The organism is Gordonia humi, assembly GCF_014197435.1.
Taxonomy (GTDB): Bacteria; Actinomycetota; Actinomycetes; order Mycobacteriales; family Mycobacteriaceae; genus Gordonia; species Gordonia humi.
In genome coordinates this window covers 4,277,019-4,296,805 of the sequence record NZ_JACIFP010000001.1, presented here as the reverse complement: position 1 = coordinate 4,296,805, position 19,787 = coordinate 4,277,019, and the positions used below count along the sequence as shown (strand labels likewise).

The window sequence follows — 19,787 nt, the reverse complement described above, 5'->3', positions numbered from 1 at the left end:
CCGCCTCAGCGCGGAATCACTCCGAGACGCCCTCGCCCGCGGGCTGCAGGACACCGGCGTCGGCGAGACGGTCGATCTCGGCATCGTCCATGCCCAGCAGTTCACGGCAGATCTCACGGGTGTGCTCGCCCGCGACCGGCGCCTGCCGGGACGGCGGATCGGCGATCGCGGCAAACGCCGCGGCGCGCGCCGTGGCGGGCAGCGTGGTACCCAGCAGATCGTGCGTCACCGTGGTGTAGCTGCGCCGTGCCACCAGATGCTCGTCGTCGAGCAGTTCGGGCAGGCGCAGCATCGGTGCGGCGGCGACCCCCGACGCCTGCAACCGGTCGGCGACCCGACGCGGTGCCTGGGACGCGGTCCACGCGGCGACGATCTGGTCCACGTCGGCGCGGTGCGTCCGACGTGCCGACGGGGAGGCGAACCGCGGATCGTCGATCAGCTCCGGTCGTCCGGCGGCCTCGGCGACCGCCGCCCAGTCGTCGTCCGAACGGACGGTGATCACACACCATTCGTCGTCGCCCGCACACGGGAACACCCCGCTCGGCGCATGGTCGGGATGGGCGTTGCCGCTCGGCACCACGCTGCCCGGTCGGAGGCTCTCGGCGGCGATGGATGCGCCGATGTGGGTGAGCGCCACATCCGATTGGGCGAGTTCGATCCGGGCTCCGCGGCCGGTGCGACGTCGGGCCGCGAGCGCCGAGAGCACGACGGTCGCGCAGAGATGTCCCGCGATGTGATCGGGGTAGACGGTGGATCCGTCGCAGAGGAGTTCGGCGTCGTCGGGGTAACTCCACAGCGCCGACACTCCGGATGCCGCGCGCACCAGCGGGCCGTAGCCCATCCGCGTCCGCCACGGACCGACGGAGCCGAAGGCGCTCGATTCGGCGACGATGATTCCCGGATTGATCTCGGCGAGCGTCTCGTAGGAGAAGCCCATCGCGGCGAGCGTCCCCGGTTTGAAGTTCGCGACGACCACGTCCGCGTCGGCGGCCAGCCTGCGGAACAGATCCGCACCCTCGGTCGAGCGCAGGTCCATGCCGAGGCTCCGCTTGTTGCGGTGTCCCCACGCCACCGACGCGGGGATCTTGGCTCCTCGTTTCGATTGGCGCAGGCCGTCCGGGTAGTTCGCGTTCTCGATCTTGATCACGTCGGCCCCGTAGTCGGCGAACTGCCGCGACAGTTCGGCGCCGAACACGATGACGCCGAGATCGAGGACGCGCACACCCGCGAGGGGAGCGGCGTCCGGAGCGCCGATCGTCGTCGGCGCCGGACGGTCGGCCCACGACGGAGCGGCGTCCAGAGCGCGCGCGGTGGAGCGGAATCCGGCTCGTCGACCGTCGACGGTCGCGGGGCCGGAGGGGAATCTCGCGTGCTCGCCCGGGAAGAGCTCCGCGTCGATCAGCGCGCCGGACTCGGCGAAGTGATCGGCGCTCAACGCCTGCTCGAGCGTGTAGACGGCGCCGAGCGGGATGCCGCGAGCGGCGCCCTCGGCGACGAGCTCGGCCTGCGTGCGGTCGGCGAACAGGTCGGCGATCAACGGGTGCAGTCGGTCGGCGGCGGCGAATCGGGCCGGGATCGTGTCGTACTTCGGGTCGGCGAACTCCTCCGGTTCACCGAGCCAGGCGAACATCGCGCGCCACTGTCGCCTGGCGAGCAGGCAGATGCGGACCCGGCCGTCCCGGCAGCCGAACACCGGATAGAACGACGCGGCGTCGGGCCGATTGCGCGGATAGTCCTCCGAACGTCCGGCCGCCGCCGAGCCCTGTGTTCCGAAGCCAGGGTCGAAGCCGTGGACGGTCGCCTCGAACGCCGAGACGTCGACGTGGTCGCCGAGTCCGGTGGCCAGCCGACGGTGATATGCGAGCATGCCCGCCCACGCGGCGTGGCCGGCCACCGTGCCCTCCGCCAGTCCCGCAGGCGGGAGCAGCGGTGTCTGGCCCGGTGCTCCCGAACGGGACAGCACCCCGGACATGGCGTACAGCACGGCCTCGTCGGCCACCCGGTCGCGGTACGGCCCGGTGAGTCCGAACGGAGTGATCGACACCCACACCAGGTGCGGTGCGGCCGCGAGGGCGGCCTCGGGGCCGACGTTCCAGACGTCGGCGGTGTCGGCGGCCGCGAGCACGATGTCGGCGCGGGCCACCAGGTCGGGGACGGTGGTGGTGTCCGAACCGGCGTCGACGGTGAGCACCCGCTTGTTCGCGTCGCGGAGCGCGTCGGCCACCCGATCGGCGGGGACCGGCGCGTGCGGCGCGGTGATCCGCACGACGTCGGCGCCCAGGTCCGCGAGCAGCCTGCCCGCGGACCGGCCGAACGCGTCGGTGAGGTCTACGACTCGGACGGAGTCCAGGGGAAGAGTCATCTCTCTCGTCTCGATTCAGGGTCTACAGGTAGATGGACTTGGTGCGGCGGTACGGGGCCATCCCCTCCGGACCCAGTTCACGTCCGAGGCCCGAGTCCTTGACCCCGCCGAACGGCGCGGCCAGGTCGAGCGCGTAGTGGTTGACGCCGACGGTGCCCGACTCGATCCGGTCGGCCAGCGCGATGCCGCGCTCGGGATCGGCGCACCACACGGTGCCGCCCAGTCCGTAGGGGGAGTCGTTGGCGATGGCGACGGCCTCGTCCTCGTCGGAGTACGGCGTGATGGTCAGCACCGGTCCGAAGATCTCCTCCTGAGCCAGGCGGGCGGAGTTGTCGACGTCGGCGAAGACCGTCGGCTCGACGAACCATCCGGTGTCACGGTCCGCGGGGACACCGCCGCCGGTGGTGAGCCGATGACCGGCCGAACGACCGATCTCGACGTAGTCGAGGACGCGTCGACGCTGGGCGTCGGTGACCAGCGGCCCCACCTGCGTCGCGCGATCGAGCGGGTCGCCGACGGCCAGCGCGGACACTGTCGAGGTGACGGCGTCGACGACCTCCTCGTATCGCGAACGCGGAGCCAGGATCCGCGTGCAGGCGTGACAGGTCTGCCCGTTGTTGACCAGAGACACCTCCGCGAGATGCGAGGCGAACTCCGCCAGGTTGGCGTCGGCGGTGACGATCGACGCGGACTTGCCGCCGAGTTCGAGGGTGACCGGTCGCAGGAGGCGGCCGCAGGTCTCTCCGATGGCGCGGCCCGCGGCGGTCGATCCGGTGAACGCGACCTTGTCCACACCCGGGTGCTCCACCAGCGCGGCGCCGGTCTCGCGGCCTCCGGGAACGATGTTGAGCACGCCCGCGGGGAGCCCGGCGGCCAGTGCCGCGTCGGCGAACACGTACGCGTCGAGGGCGGTCTCGGGCGACGGTTTGAGGACCACCGTGCAGCCGGCGGCGAGGGCCGGCGCGATCTTCATGGCCGCCAACGACTGCGGGTAGTTCCACGGCGTGATCGCGGCGACCACGCCGACCGGTTCGTGGCGCACCACCGTGCGCGTACCGAGAGCGCTCGGACGGATGTCGTCGTCGTCCTTCTTCCGCAGCAGGTTCGCGTAGTACGACACCATCAGCGACGGCGCGTATCCGTTGACGCCGACGGACAGTGAGATCGGCATGCCGTTCTCACGGCTGGAGAGCACGGCCGTCGACTTGGCTCGGGCCTTCAGCTGCGCCGCGAAGGCGTCGAGGAGGTCGGCGCGGGCTTCGGCGCGCAGTGCTCGCCATGCGGGCAGGGCCCGTCGCGCCGCGGCGACGGCGAGGTCGACGTCGGCCGGGGTCGCGGACGCGGCGGTGCCGAGGACCTGCTCCGTCGCGGCCTCGACGACGTCGGTCGTCGCGCCGCCGGTCGGGGACGTCCACTCCCCGTCGACGAAGAGGTCGGGACGGTCGAGTGCGGGTTCGGTGATCGACGATGTCATGAGATGTCCTTTACAGAGTGTCCTGGTGGCCGAACAGGGTGGAGGAGACCAGCGGAGCCATGGGACCTCCGATGAACAACGAGGTCCGTGCACCGTCGACCTGGTTGGTGGACGTGCCTCTGATCTGGCGGACCGCTTCGACCGCGAGTCCCATGCCGTTGACGAAGCTGTCGGCGATGTTGCCGCCGCTCGTGTTGACCGGCAGCGAGCCGATGCCCGCCGTCAGATTGTCGGCGGTGAGCACGTCGCCTGCCGCGGGGCCGGTCGGAGCCAGACCGTGGTCGATGAGGGCGGCGACGGCCGGACCGGAGAAGTTCTCGTAGACCTGCGTCACGTCGACGTCGGCGGGACCGAGTCCCGCGGCGGCCCACAGGCGGTCGGCGACGCCGGGACGGTCGCCGCGCCCGGAGAAGCCCGCCGAGGTGTACATGTCGTCGTTGTCGATGATCGACGAGTAGCCGCCGGGGGCGCCCTGGGCGCCGGCCAGGAGATAGGCGGCGTCCGGCCGCAGTGCGCGCGCCCGCTCGGCGGACACGACGATCAGGGCCACCGCGCCGTCGTTCTCGCGGGAGCAGTCGTAGAGGTGGAACGGCTCGGTGATCAGGCGCGAGTCCTCGTAGCCGTCGACGTCGAGCGGGCGTCCGTATCCTGCGGCCGTCGGATTGTTCTGGGCGTGTCGGTAGGCGGCGAGGACCAGCGATCGCAACGCCTCGCGCGGCACCCCGTCGTGTTCGAGCAGCCGCTGGGTCCGCAGCGCGCAGACCTGCGCGGGGGAGCCGACACCGTGGGCGAGGTAGTGCGGCCCGTAGAAGTAGGTCGCGTAGCCGAGGCGGCCGGTGTCGGCCTGGGCCATGGACCGGTACACCACCACGGTGTGCGCCTGACCGGTGGCGATCGCGACGGCCGCGTTGTTGATCGCGGCGGCGACGCCTCCTCCGCCGCCGCCCCACATCATGGTGGACCAGAGGACGTCGTCGACGCCGAGCGCGCCGCCGAGCATCGCGCCGTCGAATCCGCCGCCCGCGTAGGAGACGAAGCCGTCGATCTCGTGGGGATCGATCCCCGCGTCGGTGCACGCGTCGACGACGGCCCGCAGGGTCATCGGGAGTTCGCCGTACGGTGCCTCGCCCCGCTTGTAGTGGTGGTCGGCGACGCCGACGACGGCAGCGGCGCCACGCAGTGATGTGCTCATGCCTGTCCTTCTCGAGTCTCGGTGGGATACCAGCGCAGCAGCGGCCAGGTCGCGCCCGCGTCGAGTTCGAAGCGCCCTTCGACGGCGTCGCCGATGCGGATCGTCGACTCGGCGGCGTCGGGCATGAGTCCCAGGACGCGACGGCCTCCCGCCTGAGGGAGTTCGACGAGCACCGTCACGTACGGCGCCCGGTCGGCGTACTCGCGGATGAACGGGTAGTGGCTGCGCGACCACGCGTACACGACGCCGACGGGCTCCACCGGCTCCCAGGCCGGGTCGAAGGTGTGGCAGCGTGCGCAGATCCACTGCGGCCCCCAGATCCAGGTGTGGCATTCGGTGCAGCGTTGCAGCCGCAGCTCGCCCGCGAGCATGCCGTCCCAGTACTGCTGGTCGAGTCCGTCGTCCGCGGGGCCCCAGGGGAAGCCGGTCGGTTCGGTCATTCGCCGCCGCCGGGCAGATCGAAGTTCTCCAGGCGGGCCGCCAACCACTGTCCGTCGTGGAGCTCCCAGATCGAACGGAGTCCGATGGAGCGGTCGCCGAGGCGGTAGACGGTCTCACCGATCCGCAGGTCGCCGTCGGCGCGGATCCCGACGATCGTCGCGCTGTCGACCGCTTCCCGCGGAACGTCGACCCCGTCGAACACCGTCGGCAGATTCGCGGCCACCATCTCGGCGATCGCGGCCTTCATGTCGCCGGTCCGGACGTGGTCGACGTGTCGTTCGTAGATTCGTCGGAACTCGTCGAGTTCGGCATCGCCCATCGTGGGCCTCCTGCTCGTAAGGATGCTCTGCATCGTGGATGAAGCTAATGACATTAGATTGATGTCGCAAGGTCTTCGATCGTGGATCGCTTGGTGTGACCGCCGTCCGTACTCTACGCTATAAAACTAATTATAGTAGATTAATGCGGAGGCTTCCGATGGCTGCGACGACGCGTGGAGCGCGGATCTGCCCGCTGTGCGAGTCCACGTGCGGCCTCGTCTTCACACACGCGGGTACGCGGCTGATCGCCGTCGAACCCAACGCCGACGACGTCTTCAGCCTCGGGCACTCGTGTGCCAAGGGGCTGGGGTTGGCCCGGATCGAGAACGACCCGGATCGGATCCGGACCCCGTTGATACGCGGTGTCGACGGATCACTGCGTCCGGCCACCTGGCGGCAGGCGTTCGACCTCATCGACGCCCGCCTGCCCGAATTCGTCGCGCGGGACCCGGGAACTTGCGCGGTCTTTCACGGCAATCCGGCGGCCCACCACCTCGACTCGACCTTCTACCTGGGCGAACTCGTCGCCGCGTTGGGCACCCGGAACGTGTTCTCGCCGGCGAGCGTGGACACCTGGCCGAAGAATCTCGCGCACATCCTGCTCTACGGGACCGGCATCGGGCTGAGCCTGCCGGACGTCGATCGCACGGACTACCTGTTGATCCTCGGCTCGAATCCGCTGGTGTCCAACGGCAGCACCGTGACGGCCCCCGACATGCGCCGACGCCTGCGCGCACTGCGTGAACGCGGCGGCACCCTCGCGGTGGTCGACCCGGTCCGGACCCGAACAGCGAAGGCGGCCGATGTCCACGTCCCGATCCTGCCGGGGACCGATGCGTTCTTCCTGCTCGGCATGCTGTCGGTGATCGCCGCCGAAGGGCTGGCCCGGCCGGTGCGGATACCCGAGGTGGTCGACAACGTCGACGAGGTCCTCGCGCTCGCCGCCGCCTACGACCGGGCCGACGCCGCGCGACGCTGCGGAGTCGACGTCGAGCTGATCGAGGACGTCGCGCGTGGATTCGCCGCCGCACCGTCGGCCGTCGCGCACTCCCGGATCGGCACCTGCATGCAGGAGTTCGGGACGATCGCGAACTGGCTCGTCGAGGTCCTCACCATCGTGACCGGCAACCTGGACCGGCCCGGAGGGGCGATGTTCGCCCTGCCGCCGTGCGGCGGACCGAACACCTGGCCCGGATCGAGGCGGCCGCCGCTGGGCCGGTGGTCCTCCCGGGTGCGCGGTCTGCCCGAGGCCATGGGCGAGCTCCCCGCGGCCGCGTTCGCCGAGGAGATCCTGACACCGGGACCGGGACGGGTCCGCGCCGCGATCACCCTGGCCGGCAACCCGGCCCGCTCGTTGCCGAACAGCGGTGCGGTGGAGCGGGCGCTCGCCGAACTCGAGTTCCTGGTGTCGATCGACTGCTATGTCAACGAGACGACGCGGCACGCCGATGTGATCCTGCCGCCTCCGCCGCTGGCCACCCGCGGGCATCACGACGTCACCCTCGCGCACTTCCAGGTGCGCAACGTGGCGCGTTACACGCCGCCGCTGATCGATCTGCCCGACGGCGCGTACGCCGAATGGCAGATCCTGCTTCGGCTCGCCGCCGCGGCGGACGGCGACGGCCAGGCGACGATCGCCGAGCGGGACGCCCGGGTCGCGCGGATCGCGACGCGCCGCGCCGCGCGACTGGCGGGGGTCGACGAGGAACGCGCGACGGCCGCCGTCGCCGGGCGCTCCGGGCCGCTCCGCCTGCTCGACCTGCGGTTGCGCAGCGGTCCGTACGGTGACGGATTCGGCCTCGTCGACGGCGGTCTGACGCTCGACCTCCTCGAACAGCGGCCGAACGGCATCGACTACGGTCCGCTCCGGCCGCGCCTGCCCGAGGTCCTGCGCACCCCCGACGGGCGGATCGACCTCATGCCGCCGATGATCGTCGCCGATCTCGACCGACTGCGCCGCGCCGAGGACGCGAACGGCTCGGTGCTGCTGATCAACAGACGGCAGCCGCGCAGTATGAACTCCTGGCTGCACAATGCGCTGCCGCAGCCGGACGGCGCCCAGAGTGCACTGCACATGAACCCGGGCGACGCCGCCGCACGCGGGCTCCACGACGGCGACGTGGTGGACGTGACCTCGTCGACGGCCGCCGTCACCGCCGAGCTCCGCCTCGACGAGGACGTACGCAGCGGTGTCGCGACCATGCCCCACGGCTGGGGCCACACCGGCGCCGGGCTGGGCACCGCCCGGGCCGCGTCGACGCCCGGTGCGAACTACAACGCTCTCGTCGACGACACCGAGCGTCTCGAGGCACTGACCAACTCGCCCGTGTTCAACGGTGTGCGCATCGACGTCGCCCCGACCGCATCCCGACCCCAGATCCCCTGAACGGAGACTCCGCCCGTGCCTTATGTCGTGACTCAGAACTGCTGCAACGATGCGAGCTGCGTATCGGCGTGCCCGGTCGACTGCATTCACCCCGCACCGGGTGAACCCGGATACCGGACCGCGGAGATGCTCTACATCGACCCCGACGTGTGCATCGACTGCGGTGCGTGCGCCGACGTGTGTCCGGTCGGCGCGATCAGCCCCGACGACGAGTTGGAGGGACTCGATCTCCGTTACCTGGAGGTCAACGCCGACTTCTACGCCGGGCCCGCGCGGCGCGAGGTCGACCTGCCGACCCCCGCGGTGCCCGCACGGCCGACCGTCGCACCGGGCGCGAGGACACTGCGTGTCGCGATCGTCGGATCGGGTCCGTCGGCCTCCTACGCTGCCGAGGAACTGCTCTCCCGTCGGGACGTGGACGTCGAGGTCACGATGATCGAGCGGCTGCCGTTCGTCGGCGGCCTCGTCCGCTACGGTGTGGCGCCCGACCACGCGAAGACCAAGGAGATGGACCGCACGTTCGCGCGCACCCTGCGGCGGCGAGGCGCCACCGTGTACCTCGACGTGGAAGTCGGGCGCGATGTCAGCGTCGACGAGATCGCCGAACACCATCACGCCGTCATCGTGGCGACCGGCGCCGACCGGGACCGCACGCTCGGCGTCCCGGGGGAGGAGCTGCCCGGCGTCCACGGGGCACGCGAGTTCGTGGCCTGGTACAACGGGCATCCCGATCACGCCGAGGCGAGTTTCGACCTGTCCCACGAACGGGCCGTGGTGGTCGGGAACGGCAACGTCGCACTCGACGTGGCGCGCATGCTGGTCGCCGACCCGGAGGATCTGCGTCGCACCGACATCGCCGATCACGCGCTCGAGGCGCTCGCGGCGGGGTCGGTGCGCGAGGTGGTGGTCCTCGGACGACGCGGACCAGACGCCGCCGCGTGCACCGTGCCCGAGCTCCTCGGCCTGTCGAAGATCGACGGGGTCGACGTGGTCGTCGACGGTGAGGTGCCGATCGGTCCGGACTCGACCTACAAGACTCGTCTGCTCGCCGATCTCGCGGTCGCGACGCCGCGACACGACCGACGTATCGTCCTCCGCTTCGACTCCGCCCCGTGTCAGTTCCTCGGAACCGACCGGGTCGGCGGCGTCCGAGTGGCGGCACCGGATTCGACGACCACCGACCTCGACGCGGGGCTGGTCCTGCGCTCCATCGGCTACCGCGGCAGCCCGTTCCCGGGCCTGCCGTTCGACGACGCGTCCGGGACCGTCGCGAACGTCGGGGGCCGTGTCCAGCACTCGGAGGTAGACGAGGTGCCGTTGCGCGGACGGTACGTCGCCGGGTGGATCAAGCGCGGTCCGAGCGGCGTCATCGGCACCAATCGCGTGTGCGCGGCGGAGACCGTCGACGCACTCCTGACCGACTACGACGCGGGACTGCTCGTCGAACCGACCGGGTCGGCGGACGCCTTCGACGTCCTCGTCCGCGACCGCCGTCCCGGCGCGCTGACCGCGGACGACTGGACGGTCATCGACCGATTCGAACGCAGCCGGGGCCGGGAGCACGGTCGGCCCCGCGTCAAACTGCTCGATCCGACACCGGCGCTGCACGCCGCAGCGTCGTCGCACTGACCCGAGGAGCATCACCATGTCCGGAACCGTCGTCGACGCCCTCGTCCACTTCGCGCGAGTCGCACCCGACCGGGTGGCCGTCGACTTCGCGGGCGACACTGTGACCTACGCGCAGCTCGACGCCTGGGCCGACGCCGTCGCCGACGATCTGCTCGCCCGGGGCGTGCGCGCGGGCCGGCGGGTGAGCGTCCTCGGGGGAAACAGCCTCGAGTGGTGTGCGGCCGCGCTGGGGGCGTTCAAGGTCGGGGCGATCGTCGCACCGTTCAACCACCGGATGGTCCCGCGGGAGCTCGCCGAGCTCGTCGCCGACTGCGAACCCGCCGTCGTCTACTGCGATGCGGCGTCACGGCCGCGCATCGACGAGGTCGCGGCCGACGGCCGGTTCTCCGTGCTGGCGTTCGCCGAGACGGTGACCCCGCTGCGTGCGGGTGGACGCCCGCCCGCAGCGCGGCTGAGCCCGGACCTCGCGTCGCCGACGGCGATCGTGTTCACCAGCGGAACCACGGGCAGACCCAAGGGCGTGATCTTCACCCACGCGTCGATCGCCGGGGTCATGCACGACTGGATGCTGATGGAGTCGGTGACCCCGGGCCGACTGCGCCCGCTCCTCGTCCTGCCGCTCTTCACGGCGGGTGGACTCGTGTGGGGAGTGTGCCGGACGATTCACGGCGGCGGGACGCTGCTGCTGCAGCCCGGTTTCGATCCCGCGGAGGCGCTCCGCGTGCTCGTGGAGGAGAAGGCCGACACCTTCACGGGTCCGCCGATCCTGTTCGAGCAGATCGCGAAGGTCCCGGACTTCGCCGACGCCGATCTGAGCCATGTGACGACGGCGCACGTCGGCGGGGCTCCGGTGCCCGTCGCGCTGTTCGAGCAATGGCGTCCCCGCGGCGTCCTGCTGCGTCAGCTGTACGGCCAGACCGAGATCGGCGGATCGGCCACGGTCACCGTGAACGCCGACGCGCCCGGCCATCCCGAGAAGTGCGGTCGGGGCACCGTGTTCACCCGGATCCGCGTGGTCGACTCCGACGGCGTCGACTGCCCGGCCGGGACACCCGGCGAGATCATGCTGCGCGGCCCCGGTATGACGCCCGGCTACTGGCGCAACGAGGAGGCCACGGCGTCGACTCTCGTCGACGGCTGGCTGCGCACCGGAGATCTCGGCGTCCTCGACGACACCGGACGGCTGACCTACGTCGACCGGATCAAAGAGCTGATCATCTCCGGCGGACTCAACATCTCACCGGCCGAGATCGAGACCGTGATCAGCGGTCTGGACGGAGTGATCGAGGTCGCCGTGCTGGCCGCCGCCGACGAGAAGTTCGGCCAGACGCCCGCCGCGATCGTCGTCGCGCGGGACGGCGTGACCGCCGAGGCGATCGTCGCCCATTGCACCGAGCGGCTCGCCGACTACAAGGTGCCCCGCTACGTCGTCGTCTCGACCGAGCCCCTGCCGCGGATGGCGAGCGGGAAGATCGACAAGCACGTCCTGCGGGCCGAACACGCCGACATCGCGGACACGCACGAGCGGGTGCGGTAGGGGTTCGCCGTCTCCCGCCGCCGATCGCCGTCCCGCCGGTCGATGCGCCTTCGGCGCTGGTCCGCGGGATCGAGTTCGTCGAGATCGACCGACGGGAGGCGGCCCGGATCTACGCGCGGCCGCCGGTGTCGACACCGCGACCGACCGGCGTACCGTGGCCGGCGCGCACGCCGTCGAGCAGTGCGCGGAGGGCCGCGACGAACAGTCGGTCGTCGGTCCACCGTCCGGACTCCAGATCCGCGACCACCTCGGTGTCGAACAGCTCGGGATCGTGCGGCGGCGCCATCGCGGGCCGACCGGTCGCCGCGCACATCGCCGAACCGATGGTCATGCGGTGCACCGATTCGACGATGAACATCTGATCGGCGATCGGGACGCCGTTGTCGGACAGGATCCGGCAGTGCCGGGCGTACAGCCGTTCCAGCAGGCGCTGTGGAAAGTTCTCCACGACCATCGGCACCGACCGCGCGTGGGCGAGCAGCGCGCCGCGGAACGCGACAGCGCCCTCGACCAGCCAGGACACCCAGTCGCCGTCGACGACGTCGCCCTGATCGGGGGTCTCGAGCACGATCAGACGCGCGGCCTCCGCCAGGATCTCGGTCTTGTCGGCGAAATGGTTGTACAACGACGGGGCCCGGACGCCCATTCTGGTGGCGATGCGTTCGAGACTGAGCGCGCCGGGTCCGTCCTCGTCGACGATCTCGACGGCGGTGCGCGCCACGGCGTCGCGCTGAATCAACGGTCTTCGTCCCACAGCGGTGACGTTACGCGGGGTCGCCGGCCGCGGATCAGGCGCGTGACGCGGTGCCGATCCGCGTTCCCCGGGAGGGCAGATCGGCGTAGTCGGTGCGGAGGTCGCCCTTGCGGATCTTCATGCCCGCGGTACGCGGCAGCGGCGCGTCGAGGAATTCGACGTAGCGTGGCGCCTTGTACCCCGAGAGCCGGGCCCGGCAATGGGCGACGACGTCGTCGGCGGTCAGTCCGGAGTCGGCGACGGTGCGGACGAGTGCGGCGGGCGTCTCGCCGAACTCGTGGTCGGCGACCCCGATCACCGCGATCTCGGCGACCTCGTCGAGTTCGGAGATCACCCGCTCCAGTTCGGCGGCGTAGATGTTGATGCCGCCGGAGATGATGATGTCCTTGGTCCGGCCGACCACTCGGATGCTGCCGTCGTCGTCGCGGACGCCGATGTCGCCGGTGCGCAGCCTGCCCCCGCCGAAGACGTCCTCGGTCAGCTCCGGAGCCCGCCAGTAGCCCGCGGCCATACCCGGGCCGTCGATCACGATCTCGCCGGGTTCATCCGTCGCGCATTCGGTTCCGTCGACGCGCACCACGTGGAACTCGTTGAGGACGCCGCCGATGCCCACGCTGTCCGGCTTGGCCATGGCCTCCGGCACAGTCGGGATGGTCGCATGCGACTGCGATTCGGTGAGGCCGTACGCCTGGCGCAGGCCGATGCCCTTGTCGCCCCACAGTCGGATGAGGTCGGCGGTCACCGGGTTGCCGCCGGTGAAGGCGATCGTCAACGACGACAGATCGGCGTCGGCGAAATCGGGATGGGCGGCCATCTGTTCGTAGAAGAGCGTGGTGGCGCCGAGATGATTGACGTGATGGTCGCGGATGAGCGCCAGCGCGACGGACGGATCCCATTCGGGCAGGTACACGACGCTGCCGCCCAGCACCAACGGTCCGAGGAAGCCGTTGAGCAGCCCCGCGCCGAAGGCCATCGAGCTGACGCTCAGCGCGCGAGCGTGCAGAAAGGTCGGCTCGGCCAGGCACCATTCGAAGAAGCTGCTGATCAGCGATTCGTGCGTGAACACCACGCCCTTGGGCGTCCCGGTGGACCCCGACGTGGACAGCACGGCGACCGGATCGTCGCCGCGGACCGGCACCGGCGCGAGCTCGGTCTGCGATCCCTCGGCGCGGCCGACGCGATCGAGGTCGGCGACCGGTACGTCCAGACCGGACACTCCCGCCGCGAGCGCCTCGGACACGACGATCACCGTCGGCTCGGTCTGCCCCACCGCCAGTGCGAGGTCGGCCGCGCCGCTGCGTTCGTTGAGCGGGCACACGACGGCGCCGAGCTTGATCGCGCCCAGCGCGGTGACGACCCATTCGGTGGTGGGACGTCCGCCGATCGCGACGCGATCGCCGTAGGTCACACCGTGCTCTGCGGCGAGTTCGGCCGCCGCGCGCGTCGATGCGGCGTCGAGCTGCGCCCAGGTGAGACTCGTGGCACCGCAGGCGACGGCGAGCTCGTCGGGGCGACGCGTGGTCCACGCGGACAACGGGCGAAGGATGGTCGTGTTCATGGGGTGCTCCCGGTGGCTGTGCGAATGAGGACGTCGGTGCGGTCGTGGCGCAGGCCCGCCGACCGGAGGAGTTCGATGCGGGCGTCGTCGTCGGCGTCGACGACGATCTCGTCCGGTCCGCCGTCGACCGGGGTCTCGGCGAGGACCGCCCACCGGTCGTCGCGGATGGGCGCCCGCTCGGTCGGCTCGGGTGGCCGGCGGGCCGGGCCGGAGTCCGGGCGAACCAGGTGGTGACGCGCGGCGACCACCGTCGAACCGAATCGGGCGGCGAGTCGAAGAGCGGCGGGATGTGAGCCGTATGCGCAGGCCAAGATGCTCTCGGCGTCGCCGACGAGCCGTTCCGGGGCGGCCAGCAGCCGCTCGACCGCCGCGGTCGCGACTCCGGTCGATCGGTACTCGGGTGCGACGACGATGTCGACGACCACCGCGCCGATTCCCGGGCGCGCGGTCACCACGGCGGCGGGCCGCGACCGGTCCGCGGCGCGCAGCGTCCACCGGTGAAGGTCGGTGCGCACCTCCACGGTGGTCGTCGGCTCGGGCGTCGTCGAGGTCGGCGGCGGACCGAAACTCATCTCGGCGTCGCCCCGGCGGGCGCGGGCGATGAGGTCGGCGGCCGCCTCGTGCGGCGGACCGTCGTAGACCTCGAGAGTCACCAGGGTCTCGTCGGTCTCGTCGGTCATCGGACCGTCGGTCATTGCGGAGAGCCGATCAGTTCGTCGATCAGGCGACGGAACAGGTGGCTCGCTATCTCGTTGCGGCCCAAGAGCATCGGTCCCGCGTCCAGATTGTTCATGGACCGCTGCGACCCGTCGAGGATGGGGAAGTCCTCATCGTGCAGGATCGCGATGAGCAGGCCCCAGTTCTTGGCCCATCGCTTGCGCCAGTGCTCGGGCTCGAGTCCGCTGGCCTCGATCGAGGGCGCCATGATGCGCATCTGCATGATCGACTGGTTCGGGTCGGCGCCGACCGGACGGAAGGTCAGCAGCTCGAAGTGGGTCGCGTGTTTGAGCAGCATCGTGTTGGGCCCGAGGAAGCAGCTCTCGATGGTGTGCGCCTCCATCGAGTCGTCCCACACGACGTCGTGGCCGATGTACTCGTCGAGCGTCTTGCGGGCGGTGAGGAACCAGAACGACCGCCCGAAGTCTTCGAGCACGACGTGGTTGGTGTGCAGCATCTTCCCGGCCGTGTTCGGATGCGCGTACTTGACGTGGTAGTTGTCCAGGAAGCCGTCCTGCATGATCTTCCAGTTCGTCGGCCGACGATAGGTGTGCGGGTCGATGCTGACCAGCTCGTCTATCCGGTACGACGCCATGATCGCGTCCATCTCGGGGCCGAGCCAGGCGGCGACGTCGATCTCGCGGGCGGGGTCGTCGATCATCCAGATGAACCCGTGCCGTTCCTCCACCGGAAGCTCCACCAGGCCGTACTGCGAACGGTCGAACTCGCCGAACGTGTCGTCGAGGGTGACCGTCCGCAGCGCGCCCGACGGGTCGTACGACCACCGGTGGTACGGGCACGAGAACAAGCGGCACTTGCCGGACTCCTCGCTGACCAGTTCGGCGCCGCGGTGTCGGCAGGAGTTGATCAGTGCCTTGATCCCACCGTCGCGTTGCCGGATGAGGATCACCTTGTTACGTGGCAGCTCGACGGTGACGAAGTCGTGCTTTCCCGCGACCTCCGAGGAGTGCGCGACGATGAACGGCACCGTGGCGAAGACCCGATCGCGCTCCAGCTCGGCGCGGATCGGGTCCGCGAAGTCCACTGCGCTCGCCCCGGCGATCTCCGGCCACAGGTCGGTGGCCGATCCGTCGATGTGGTTCAGCAGACGGTTCAGCGCGCGGGTTCGAAGCGCGGTGAGATCTACGGCGATGGTCATGGGACCTCCTAATGCGGTTTCGGCGTGTGACTGCCGTCACCGATTAGACTAATGCCATTAGTTTATTCTTGTCAACGCGCCCCGTCGGATGCCGCCGTCACGATCGCGATCGCATCATCGGGAACAGCGGGGAACTGTTTGCGCAGAATCGGTTTGGCGAGTTTCCCGGAGAAGGTCCGGGGCAGCGGATCGGTGAGCGCGATCGCATGGGTGGGCCGCTTGAACTTCGCGAGGTCGGTCGACGCGATCGACGCGATGTCGGCGATCACCGTCTGCGCCTCGCGTTCGCTGTAGAACACGACGACGGGCACCTCACCCCACCGCTGGTCGGGTACGCCGATCACCGCGCAGTCGACCAGGCCGTCGATCTGGTGCAGCGCCTTCTCGATCTCGGCCGGGTAGACGTTGATGCCGCCGGAGATCAGCATGTCCTTGCTGCGGTCGACGATCTTGATGAATCCGTCGTCGTCCGTGGTCCCCAGATCGCCGGTGCGCAGCCATCCGTCGACGTATGCGGCGGCCGTCGCCTCCGGCTTGTTCCAGTAGTGGGCCATGGTGTGCTCACCGCGCACCAGGATCTCGCCGACGTCGCCCGGCGCGGCCGGCTCGTTCGGATCGCCGATCCGGACCTCGGTGCCGACGAGGGGCAGGCCCGCGAACGCCGGACGGCTCACCGCGTCGACGTAGTCGAGTGCGCTGACCATGCCCGACGCCTCGGTGAGGCCGTACACCTGGGTCAGCGGCACACCCCGCTCCCGGTAGAAGCGCAACAGGTCCAGGCTCACCGGCGCGCCGCCGGTGCCGGCGAACGTCCAGGAGGCGAGCTTGCGGCGATCGAAGTCGCGCGCGGCCATCCGCTCCCAGATCACCGGGACCGTCGTCGTCGCGGTGATCTGCTCGCGCTCGAAGGTGTCCAGGGCGATCTCCGGGTCGAACTCGCGCAGCAGGACCATGGTGGCGCCCGGCACCAGTACGAGCTGGACGAAGATCGACAGCACCGATCCGGTGAAGACGAGCGGCGCCGAACACATCACTCGATCGGTGCGGCCGAAACCGTAGGCGAGGGTCTGCGCGATGCCGGGGGCGAGGGCGTTGCGATGGGTGATCACCGCGCCCTTCTGCACGCCGGTGGTGCCGGAGGTGTAGCAGATGAACGCGGGGTCGGCGCCGTCGATCTCGACCCGGCCCGCGGTGCCCGGGTCGAGCAGCGACTCGTACGACAGGTGATCGCTCCCGTCGAGTCCGATGATCTCGAACTCGCAGGTCTGCGCGGCCTTCTCGAGCAGGTGGCTCAGTGCGTTCTCGGCCACCACGACGGCCGGGTCCGCGTCGGCGACCATCGGCGCCAGTTCGGTCGCGGTGAGACGGAAGTTGAACGGGACGCACACCGCGCCGAGTTTGACAGTGCCGAGGATCACCTCCACGAGCTCGGGGCGGTTGAGGCCGAGCATCCCGACGCGGTCGCCCTTGCCGACGCCGCGCGCGGCGAGACCGCGAGCCACCGCGTCGCTCGAGGCGTCGAGCTGTGCCCAGGTGATCACGGTGTCGCCGAAGACGACTGCCTGGTGGTCGGGTCGGGTCTTGCCCCAATGGCGGACGAGGCTGGCGAGGTTCACGGGGTGCTCCTAGGGGTGGGCTCAGAGGTGGGGGCTGAAGCGGGGGCTGAAGTGGGAAGAGCGGACAGGACGTCGTCGGTGTGGCCGCCGAGGCGCGGTGGCAGATCGGGGGCGAACTCCTCGCCGCGGACCCGGACCGGGCTGGCGACGAATTCGAGTTCGCCGACGCCGGGGTAGTCGACGCGGTAGGTGGTCTCGCGGGCGCGGAAATGCGGGTCGGCGAGCATGTCGGCGACGGAGTTGACGGGTCCCCCGGCGATGCCGTGCTCGACGAACAGGTCGATCCACTCGGCCCGGGTGCGGGTCGCGAAGATCTCGGTGAGAGCACGCCAGACGCGGTCCGCCCGAGCGGGCGCCTCGTCGTCGACCGAGGTCAGGTCCACTTCGATCAGGTCGTCGCGGCCCACCGCCCGTAAGAAGTTGTGCCAGAACTTCTCGACGTGCGAGCCGAACAGGATCGCGTGGCCGTCGCCGGTGCGGTAGGCCTCCAGGCGCGGCCAGTCGGGAAGCCTGCCGTCGGGCAGCCACGTCGGTCGCGGCATGGACCGGTCGCGGTTGAGTTCGGCGTCGACGAGGTCGGGCATCCAGGCGGCGGCGACGTCGATCCCGGCGACCTCGACGTGCGCGCCGACACCGGTCCGATTCGCCCGGTGCACGGCGGCCAGCAGGGCCATCGCGCCGTGCGCGCCGAGCGCGTACATGGCGATGGGCGGGGTCGTCGACCCGGCCATGCCCTCGGTCGGCGGCGCATCGGGCGTGGTGACCTCGCGCAGACCCGCGTAGGCGTCGAACACCGGGCCGCCGGTGCCCATCGTCCGGTAAGGGCCGTCGGTGCCCATGCCGGACACCGTGCACAGCACGATCGCCGGATTCGCCCGGCACAGTTCGTCGAACCCGATGCCGAGCCAGTCCAGGTAGCCGCCGCGCATGCCCTCGATGACGGCGTCGCAGGTGCGGGCGATGGCGAGGAACGTCCGGCGGTCGGCGTCGTCGCGCAGGTCGAGTTCCACCGACCGCTTACCGCGGTTCCACCGCAAGTGCATGAACGCGGGACCGTCGGGGGAGCCGACGGCGCGGGCGCCGCCGACCCGGACGGGGTCGCCGAGGCCGGGGGCCTCGATCTTGATGACGTCGGCGCCGAGATCGGCCAGGTGTCCGCCGACCGACGACGGGGCGAGCTGGGCGACTTCGAGTACACGAAGTCCGGACAGGAGCGAGTATCCGCTCATCGGGAGTCTCCTCGGTCGGTGGGCGTGCGGGTGTCGTGCTCGGGGCGCGTCTCGATCCAGAGCCCGTGGGCTTCGGCGATCAGTCGGTCGCCGTGCGTGATGGCCCCGCGGAGTCGGCGTTTACGGCCGACCTGGTCGATGAGCTCAGCGGTCACGGTGAGCGGCGTGAACAGGGGTGCGGGAGCCCGGTAGTCGACGGTCATGCTCGCGGTGCGCGCCCATCGTCGGCCGTGGGCGTTTCCCAGGCGCGACAGGATCTCGTCGAAGATCATCGGAGTCACGCCGCCGTTGAGCGCATAGCGCCCCGAATGGAAGCGCTCGATGATCACGTGTCCGCGTGCGTGATCCTCGCCGACCTCGTCGAACACCAGGTCGGGGGCCATCGTCTGCCCGCGGCCGGCCCGCGACCAGAGCCGACCGGCGAGTTGCTCGTCCTCGGACACCTCCTGGTCGCGGAGCAGCGCCGCGGCGGCGCGCAGGCGGTCCGCCACGTCGACGGCGGTGTCGGCGTCGGGCCGGGATCGGGTGAACGCCTCCTGCAGTTCGCGGACCGCCGCGGTGAGGTCGGCGAAGGCGTCGTCGGCCGGCTCGGACAGTGGCAGGTCGTCGATCCAGGACACCTCGGCGACGGCGACCGACTCGTCCGCGGTGTGCGCGGAGTACTCGACGCTCATGAGGATCTGCTCGCGGCGAACCCGGCGAAGGTGTCGGCCATCGTCGTGCTCTGTGCCAGTGATCTGTTCGCCCGCGATTCGGCGTCGAAGCCGGCGCGTCGTCGCTCGTCGTGCAGCAGCGCCTTCACCTGCTGCACACCCGAGGGCGGCTGTGCGGCGATCTGACGCGCCACCGCGAGGGCGCCGTGGTCGGCGTCGTCGGTGAACCGGGTGATCAATCCGATCGCCGCGGCGTCGATGCCGGTGACCGCGCGTGCGGTCATCAGCAGGTCGCGGGCGTGTGCGTCGCCGACGAGCGAACCGAGCAGCCAGGTCAGACCGACGCCGGCATAGGTCACCGCGGTGACGGCGATGGACGTCGCCGGATCGCCGACACGGATGTCCGAACACGCCGCGTACAGGGTGCCCGCGCCGCGGGACACGCCGGCGACGGCGGCGACGGTCGGTTTCGGAAACGTCAGGTACCGCCACAGCAACTCGTCGCGTTCGGTCAGGTGGCGGGCGATGTCGTCCTGGTCGACGGCGGTGAGTTCGGTGATGTCGTAGCCGGAGCTGAACGCTCGGCTCCCGGCCCCGGCCAGGACCACCGCGCGCACGGCGTCGTCCTTCGCCGCGGCGCGCAACCGATCGTCGATCGTTCGTTGCATGTCCAGGGTGATCGCGTTGAGCGTCGACGGCCGGTTCAGGGTCAGGCGCAGGACGCCGTCGTCTCCCTGGTGTACGAGAACGTCGTGCATCC

The 19,787-nt window shown here is 70.5% G+C and carries 16 protein-coding genes; 3 read left to right on the top strand and 13 right to left on the bottom strand.

The annotated features are described in order from the left end of the window. Positions 1–16: 16 nt before the first annotated feature. Genes BKA16_RS19850 through BKA16_RS19830 form a run of 5 tightly spaced genes read right to left on the bottom strand, consistent with a single transcriptional unit; the run spans position 17 to position 5,788 of the window. Positions 17–2,362: a CaiB/BaiF CoA-transferase family protein gene (locus BKA16_RS19850; RefSeq protein ID WP_183372284.1), complete on the bottom strand. Its 2,346-nt coding sequence runs from the start codon at positions 2,360–2,362 to the stop codon at positions 17–19. A 22-nt stretch (positions 2,363–2,384) separates the two neighbouring features. Then, entirely contained in the window at positions 2,385–3,836 is a 1,452-nt protein-coding gene (locus BKA16_RS19845) for an aldehyde dehydrogenase (protein ID WP_183372283.1), read from the bottom strand. Positions 3,837–3,846: 10 nt separating this feature from the next. Then, entirely contained in the window at positions 3,847–5,028 is a 1,182-nt protein-coding gene (locus BKA16_RS19840; protein ID WP_183372282.1) for a thiolase C-terminal domain-containing protein, read from the bottom strand. Next, positions 5,025–5,468: a Zn-ribbon domain-containing OB-fold protein gene (locus BKA16_RS19835; RefSeq protein ID WP_183372281.1), complete on the bottom strand. Its 444-nt coding sequence runs from the start codon at positions 5,466–5,468 to the stop codon at positions 5,025–5,027. Before BKA16_RS19835 ends, BKA16_RS19840 begins: the two co-directional genes overlap by 4 nt. Beyond that, positions 5,465–5,788 carry a hypothetical protein gene (locus BKA16_RS19830; RefSeq protein WP_183372280.1) on the bottom strand — a complete coding sequence of 108 codons (324 nt, stop codon included), beginning with the start codon at positions 5,786–5,788 and terminating at the stop codon, positions 5,465–5,467. Before BKA16_RS19830 ends, BKA16_RS19835 begins: the two co-directional genes overlap by 4 nt. A gap of 158 nt (positions 5,789–5,946) precedes the next feature. On the opposite strand from BKA16_RS19830, the gene BKA16_RS19825 reads away from it, so the two are divergent. The 3 genes from BKA16_RS19825 to BKA16_RS19815 are packed head-to-tail and all read left to right on the top strand — an operon-like array spanning position 5,947 to position 11,341. Beyond that, complete coding sequence (locus tag BKA16_RS19825) at positions 5,947–8,175, top strand: molybdopterin-dependent oxidoreductase (RefSeq protein WP_183372279.1); 2,229 nt, start codon at positions 5,947–5,949, stop codon at positions 8,173–8,175. A 15-nt stretch (positions 8,176–8,190) separates the two neighbouring features. After that, complete coding sequence (locus BKA16_RS19820; RefSeq protein WP_183372278.1) at positions 8,191–9,804, top strand: FAD-dependent oxidoreductase; 1,614 nt, start codon at positions 8,191–8,193, stop codon at positions 9,802–9,804. Positions 9,805–9,820: 16 nt separating this feature from the next. Further along, entirely contained in the window at positions 9,821–11,341 is a 1,521-nt protein-coding gene (locus tag BKA16_RS19815) for a class I adenylate-forming enzyme family protein (protein WP_183372277.1), read from the top strand. A gap of 109 nt (positions 11,342–11,450) precedes the next feature. On the opposite strand, the gene BKA16_RS19810 is transcribed toward BKA16_RS19815, so the two are convergent. The 8 genes from BKA16_RS19810 to BKA16_RS19775 form a co-directional block, all read right to left on the bottom strand. Further along, the gene (locus tag BKA16_RS19810; protein WP_183372276.1) at positions 11,451–12,095 is read right to left on the bottom strand and encodes a TetR family transcriptional regulator; all 645 of its coding nucleotides are present in this window, start codon (positions 12,093–12,095) and stop codon (positions 11,451–11,453) included. Positions 12,096–12,129: 34 nt separating this feature from the next. After that, a complete protein-coding gene (locus tag BKA16_RS19805) occupies positions 12,130–13,653 on the bottom strand; it encodes a class I adenylate-forming enzyme family protein (RefSeq protein WP_183372275.1) in 1,524 nt (507 codons plus the stop codon). Then, the gene (locus BKA16_RS19800) at positions 13,650–14,348 is read right to left on the bottom strand and encodes a GNAT family N-acetyltransferase (RefSeq protein ID WP_183372274.1); all 699 of its coding nucleotides are present in this window, start codon (positions 14,346–14,348) and stop codon (positions 13,650–13,652) included. Before BKA16_RS19800 ends, BKA16_RS19805 begins: the two co-directional genes overlap by 4 nt. Next, positions 14,345–15,529 carry an aromatic ring-hydroxylating oxygenase subunit alpha gene (locus BKA16_RS19795; protein WP_183372273.1) on the bottom strand — a complete coding sequence of 395 codons (1,185 nt, stop codon included), beginning with the start codon at positions 15,527–15,529 and terminating at the stop codon, positions 14,345–14,347. Before BKA16_RS19795 ends, BKA16_RS19800 begins: the two co-directional genes overlap by 4 nt. A 71-nt stretch (positions 15,530–15,600) precedes the next feature. Next, the gene (locus BKA16_RS19790) at positions 15,601–17,145 is read right to left on the bottom strand and encodes an AMP-binding protein (protein ID WP_183372272.1); all 1,545 of its coding nucleotides are present in this window, start codon (positions 17,143–17,145) and stop codon (positions 15,601–15,603) included. After that, positions 17,142–18,374: a CaiB/BaiF CoA transferase family protein gene (locus BKA16_RS19785; protein ID WP_183372271.1), complete on the bottom strand. Its 1,233-nt coding sequence runs from the start codon at positions 18,372–18,374 to the stop codon at positions 17,142–17,144. Before BKA16_RS19785 ends, BKA16_RS19790 begins: the two co-directional genes overlap by 4 nt. After that, on the bottom strand, positions 18,371–19,048 hold the full coding sequence (locus BKA16_RS19780) for a PaaI family thioesterase (RefSeq protein ID WP_183372270.1): 678 nt from the start codon (positions 19,046–19,048) through the stop codon (positions 18,371–18,373). The genes BKA16_RS19785 and BKA16_RS19780 overlap by 4 nt, the downstream gene beginning before the upstream one ends. Further along, positions 19,045–19,785: an enoyl-CoA hydratase/isomerase family protein gene (locus BKA16_RS19775; RefSeq protein WP_183372269.1), complete on the bottom strand. Its 741-nt coding sequence runs from the start codon at positions 19,783–19,785 to the stop codon at positions 19,045–19,047. The genes BKA16_RS19780 and BKA16_RS19775 overlap by 4 nt, the downstream gene beginning before the upstream one ends. Positions 19,786–19,787 lie beyond the last annotated feature (2 nt).

What these genes read in the sequence shown, in the direction of transcription:
- BKA16_RS19825 (WP_183372279.1), top strand. Translation starts at nt 5,947, where the DNA reads ATGGCTGCGACGACGCGTGGAGCGCGGATCTGCCCGCTGTGCGAGTCC.
- BKA16_RS19845 (WP_183372283.1), bottom strand. Translation starts at nt 3,836, where the DNA reads ATGACATCGTCGATCACCGAACCCGCACTCGACCGTCCCGACCTCTTC.
- BKA16_RS19815 (WP_183372277.1), top strand. Translation starts at nt 9,821, where the DNA reads ATGTCCGGAACCGTCGTCGACGCCCTCGTCCACTTCGCGCGAGTCGCA.
- BKA16_RS19780 (WP_183372270.1), bottom strand. Translation starts at nt 19,048, where the DNA reads ATGAGCGTCGAGTACTCCGCGCACACCGCGGACGAGTCGGTCGCCGTC.
- BKA16_RS19775 (WP_183372269.1), bottom strand. Translation starts at nt 19,785, where the DNA reads ATGCACGACGTTCTCGTACACCAGGGAGACGACGGCGTCCTGCGCCTG.
- BKA16_RS19840 (WP_183372282.1), bottom strand. Translation starts at nt 5,028, where the DNA reads ATGAGCACATCACTGCGTGGCGCCGCTGCCGTCGTCGGCGTCGCCGAC.
- BKA16_RS19785 (WP_183372271.1), bottom strand. Translation starts at nt 18,374, where the DNA reads ATGAGCGGATACTCGCTCCTGTCCGGACTTCGTGTACTCGAAGTCGCC.
- BKA16_RS19830 (WP_183372280.1), bottom strand. Translation starts at nt 5,788, where the DNA reads ATGGGCGATGCCGAACTCGACGAGTTCCGACGAATCTACGAACGACAC.
- BKA16_RS19805 (WP_183372275.1), bottom strand. Translation starts at nt 13,653, where the DNA reads ATGAACACGACCATCCTTCGCCCGTTGTCCGCGTGGACCACGCGTCGC.
- BKA16_RS19800 (WP_183372274.1), bottom strand. Translation starts at nt 14,348, where the DNA reads ATGACCGACGGTCCGATGACCGACGAGACCGACGAGACCCTGGTGACT.
- BKA16_RS19835 (WP_183372281.1), bottom strand. Translation starts at nt 5,468, where the DNA reads ATGACCGAACCGACCGGCTTCCCCTGGGGCCCCGCGGACGACGGACTC.
- BKA16_RS19795 (WP_183372273.1), bottom strand. Translation starts at nt 15,529, where the DNA reads ATGACCATCGCCGTAGATCTCACCGCGCTTCGAACCCGCGCGCTGAAC.
- BKA16_RS19850 (WP_183372284.1), bottom strand. Translation starts at nt 2,362, where the DNA reads ATGACTCTTCCCCTGGACTCCGTCCGAGTCGTAGACCTCACCGACGCG.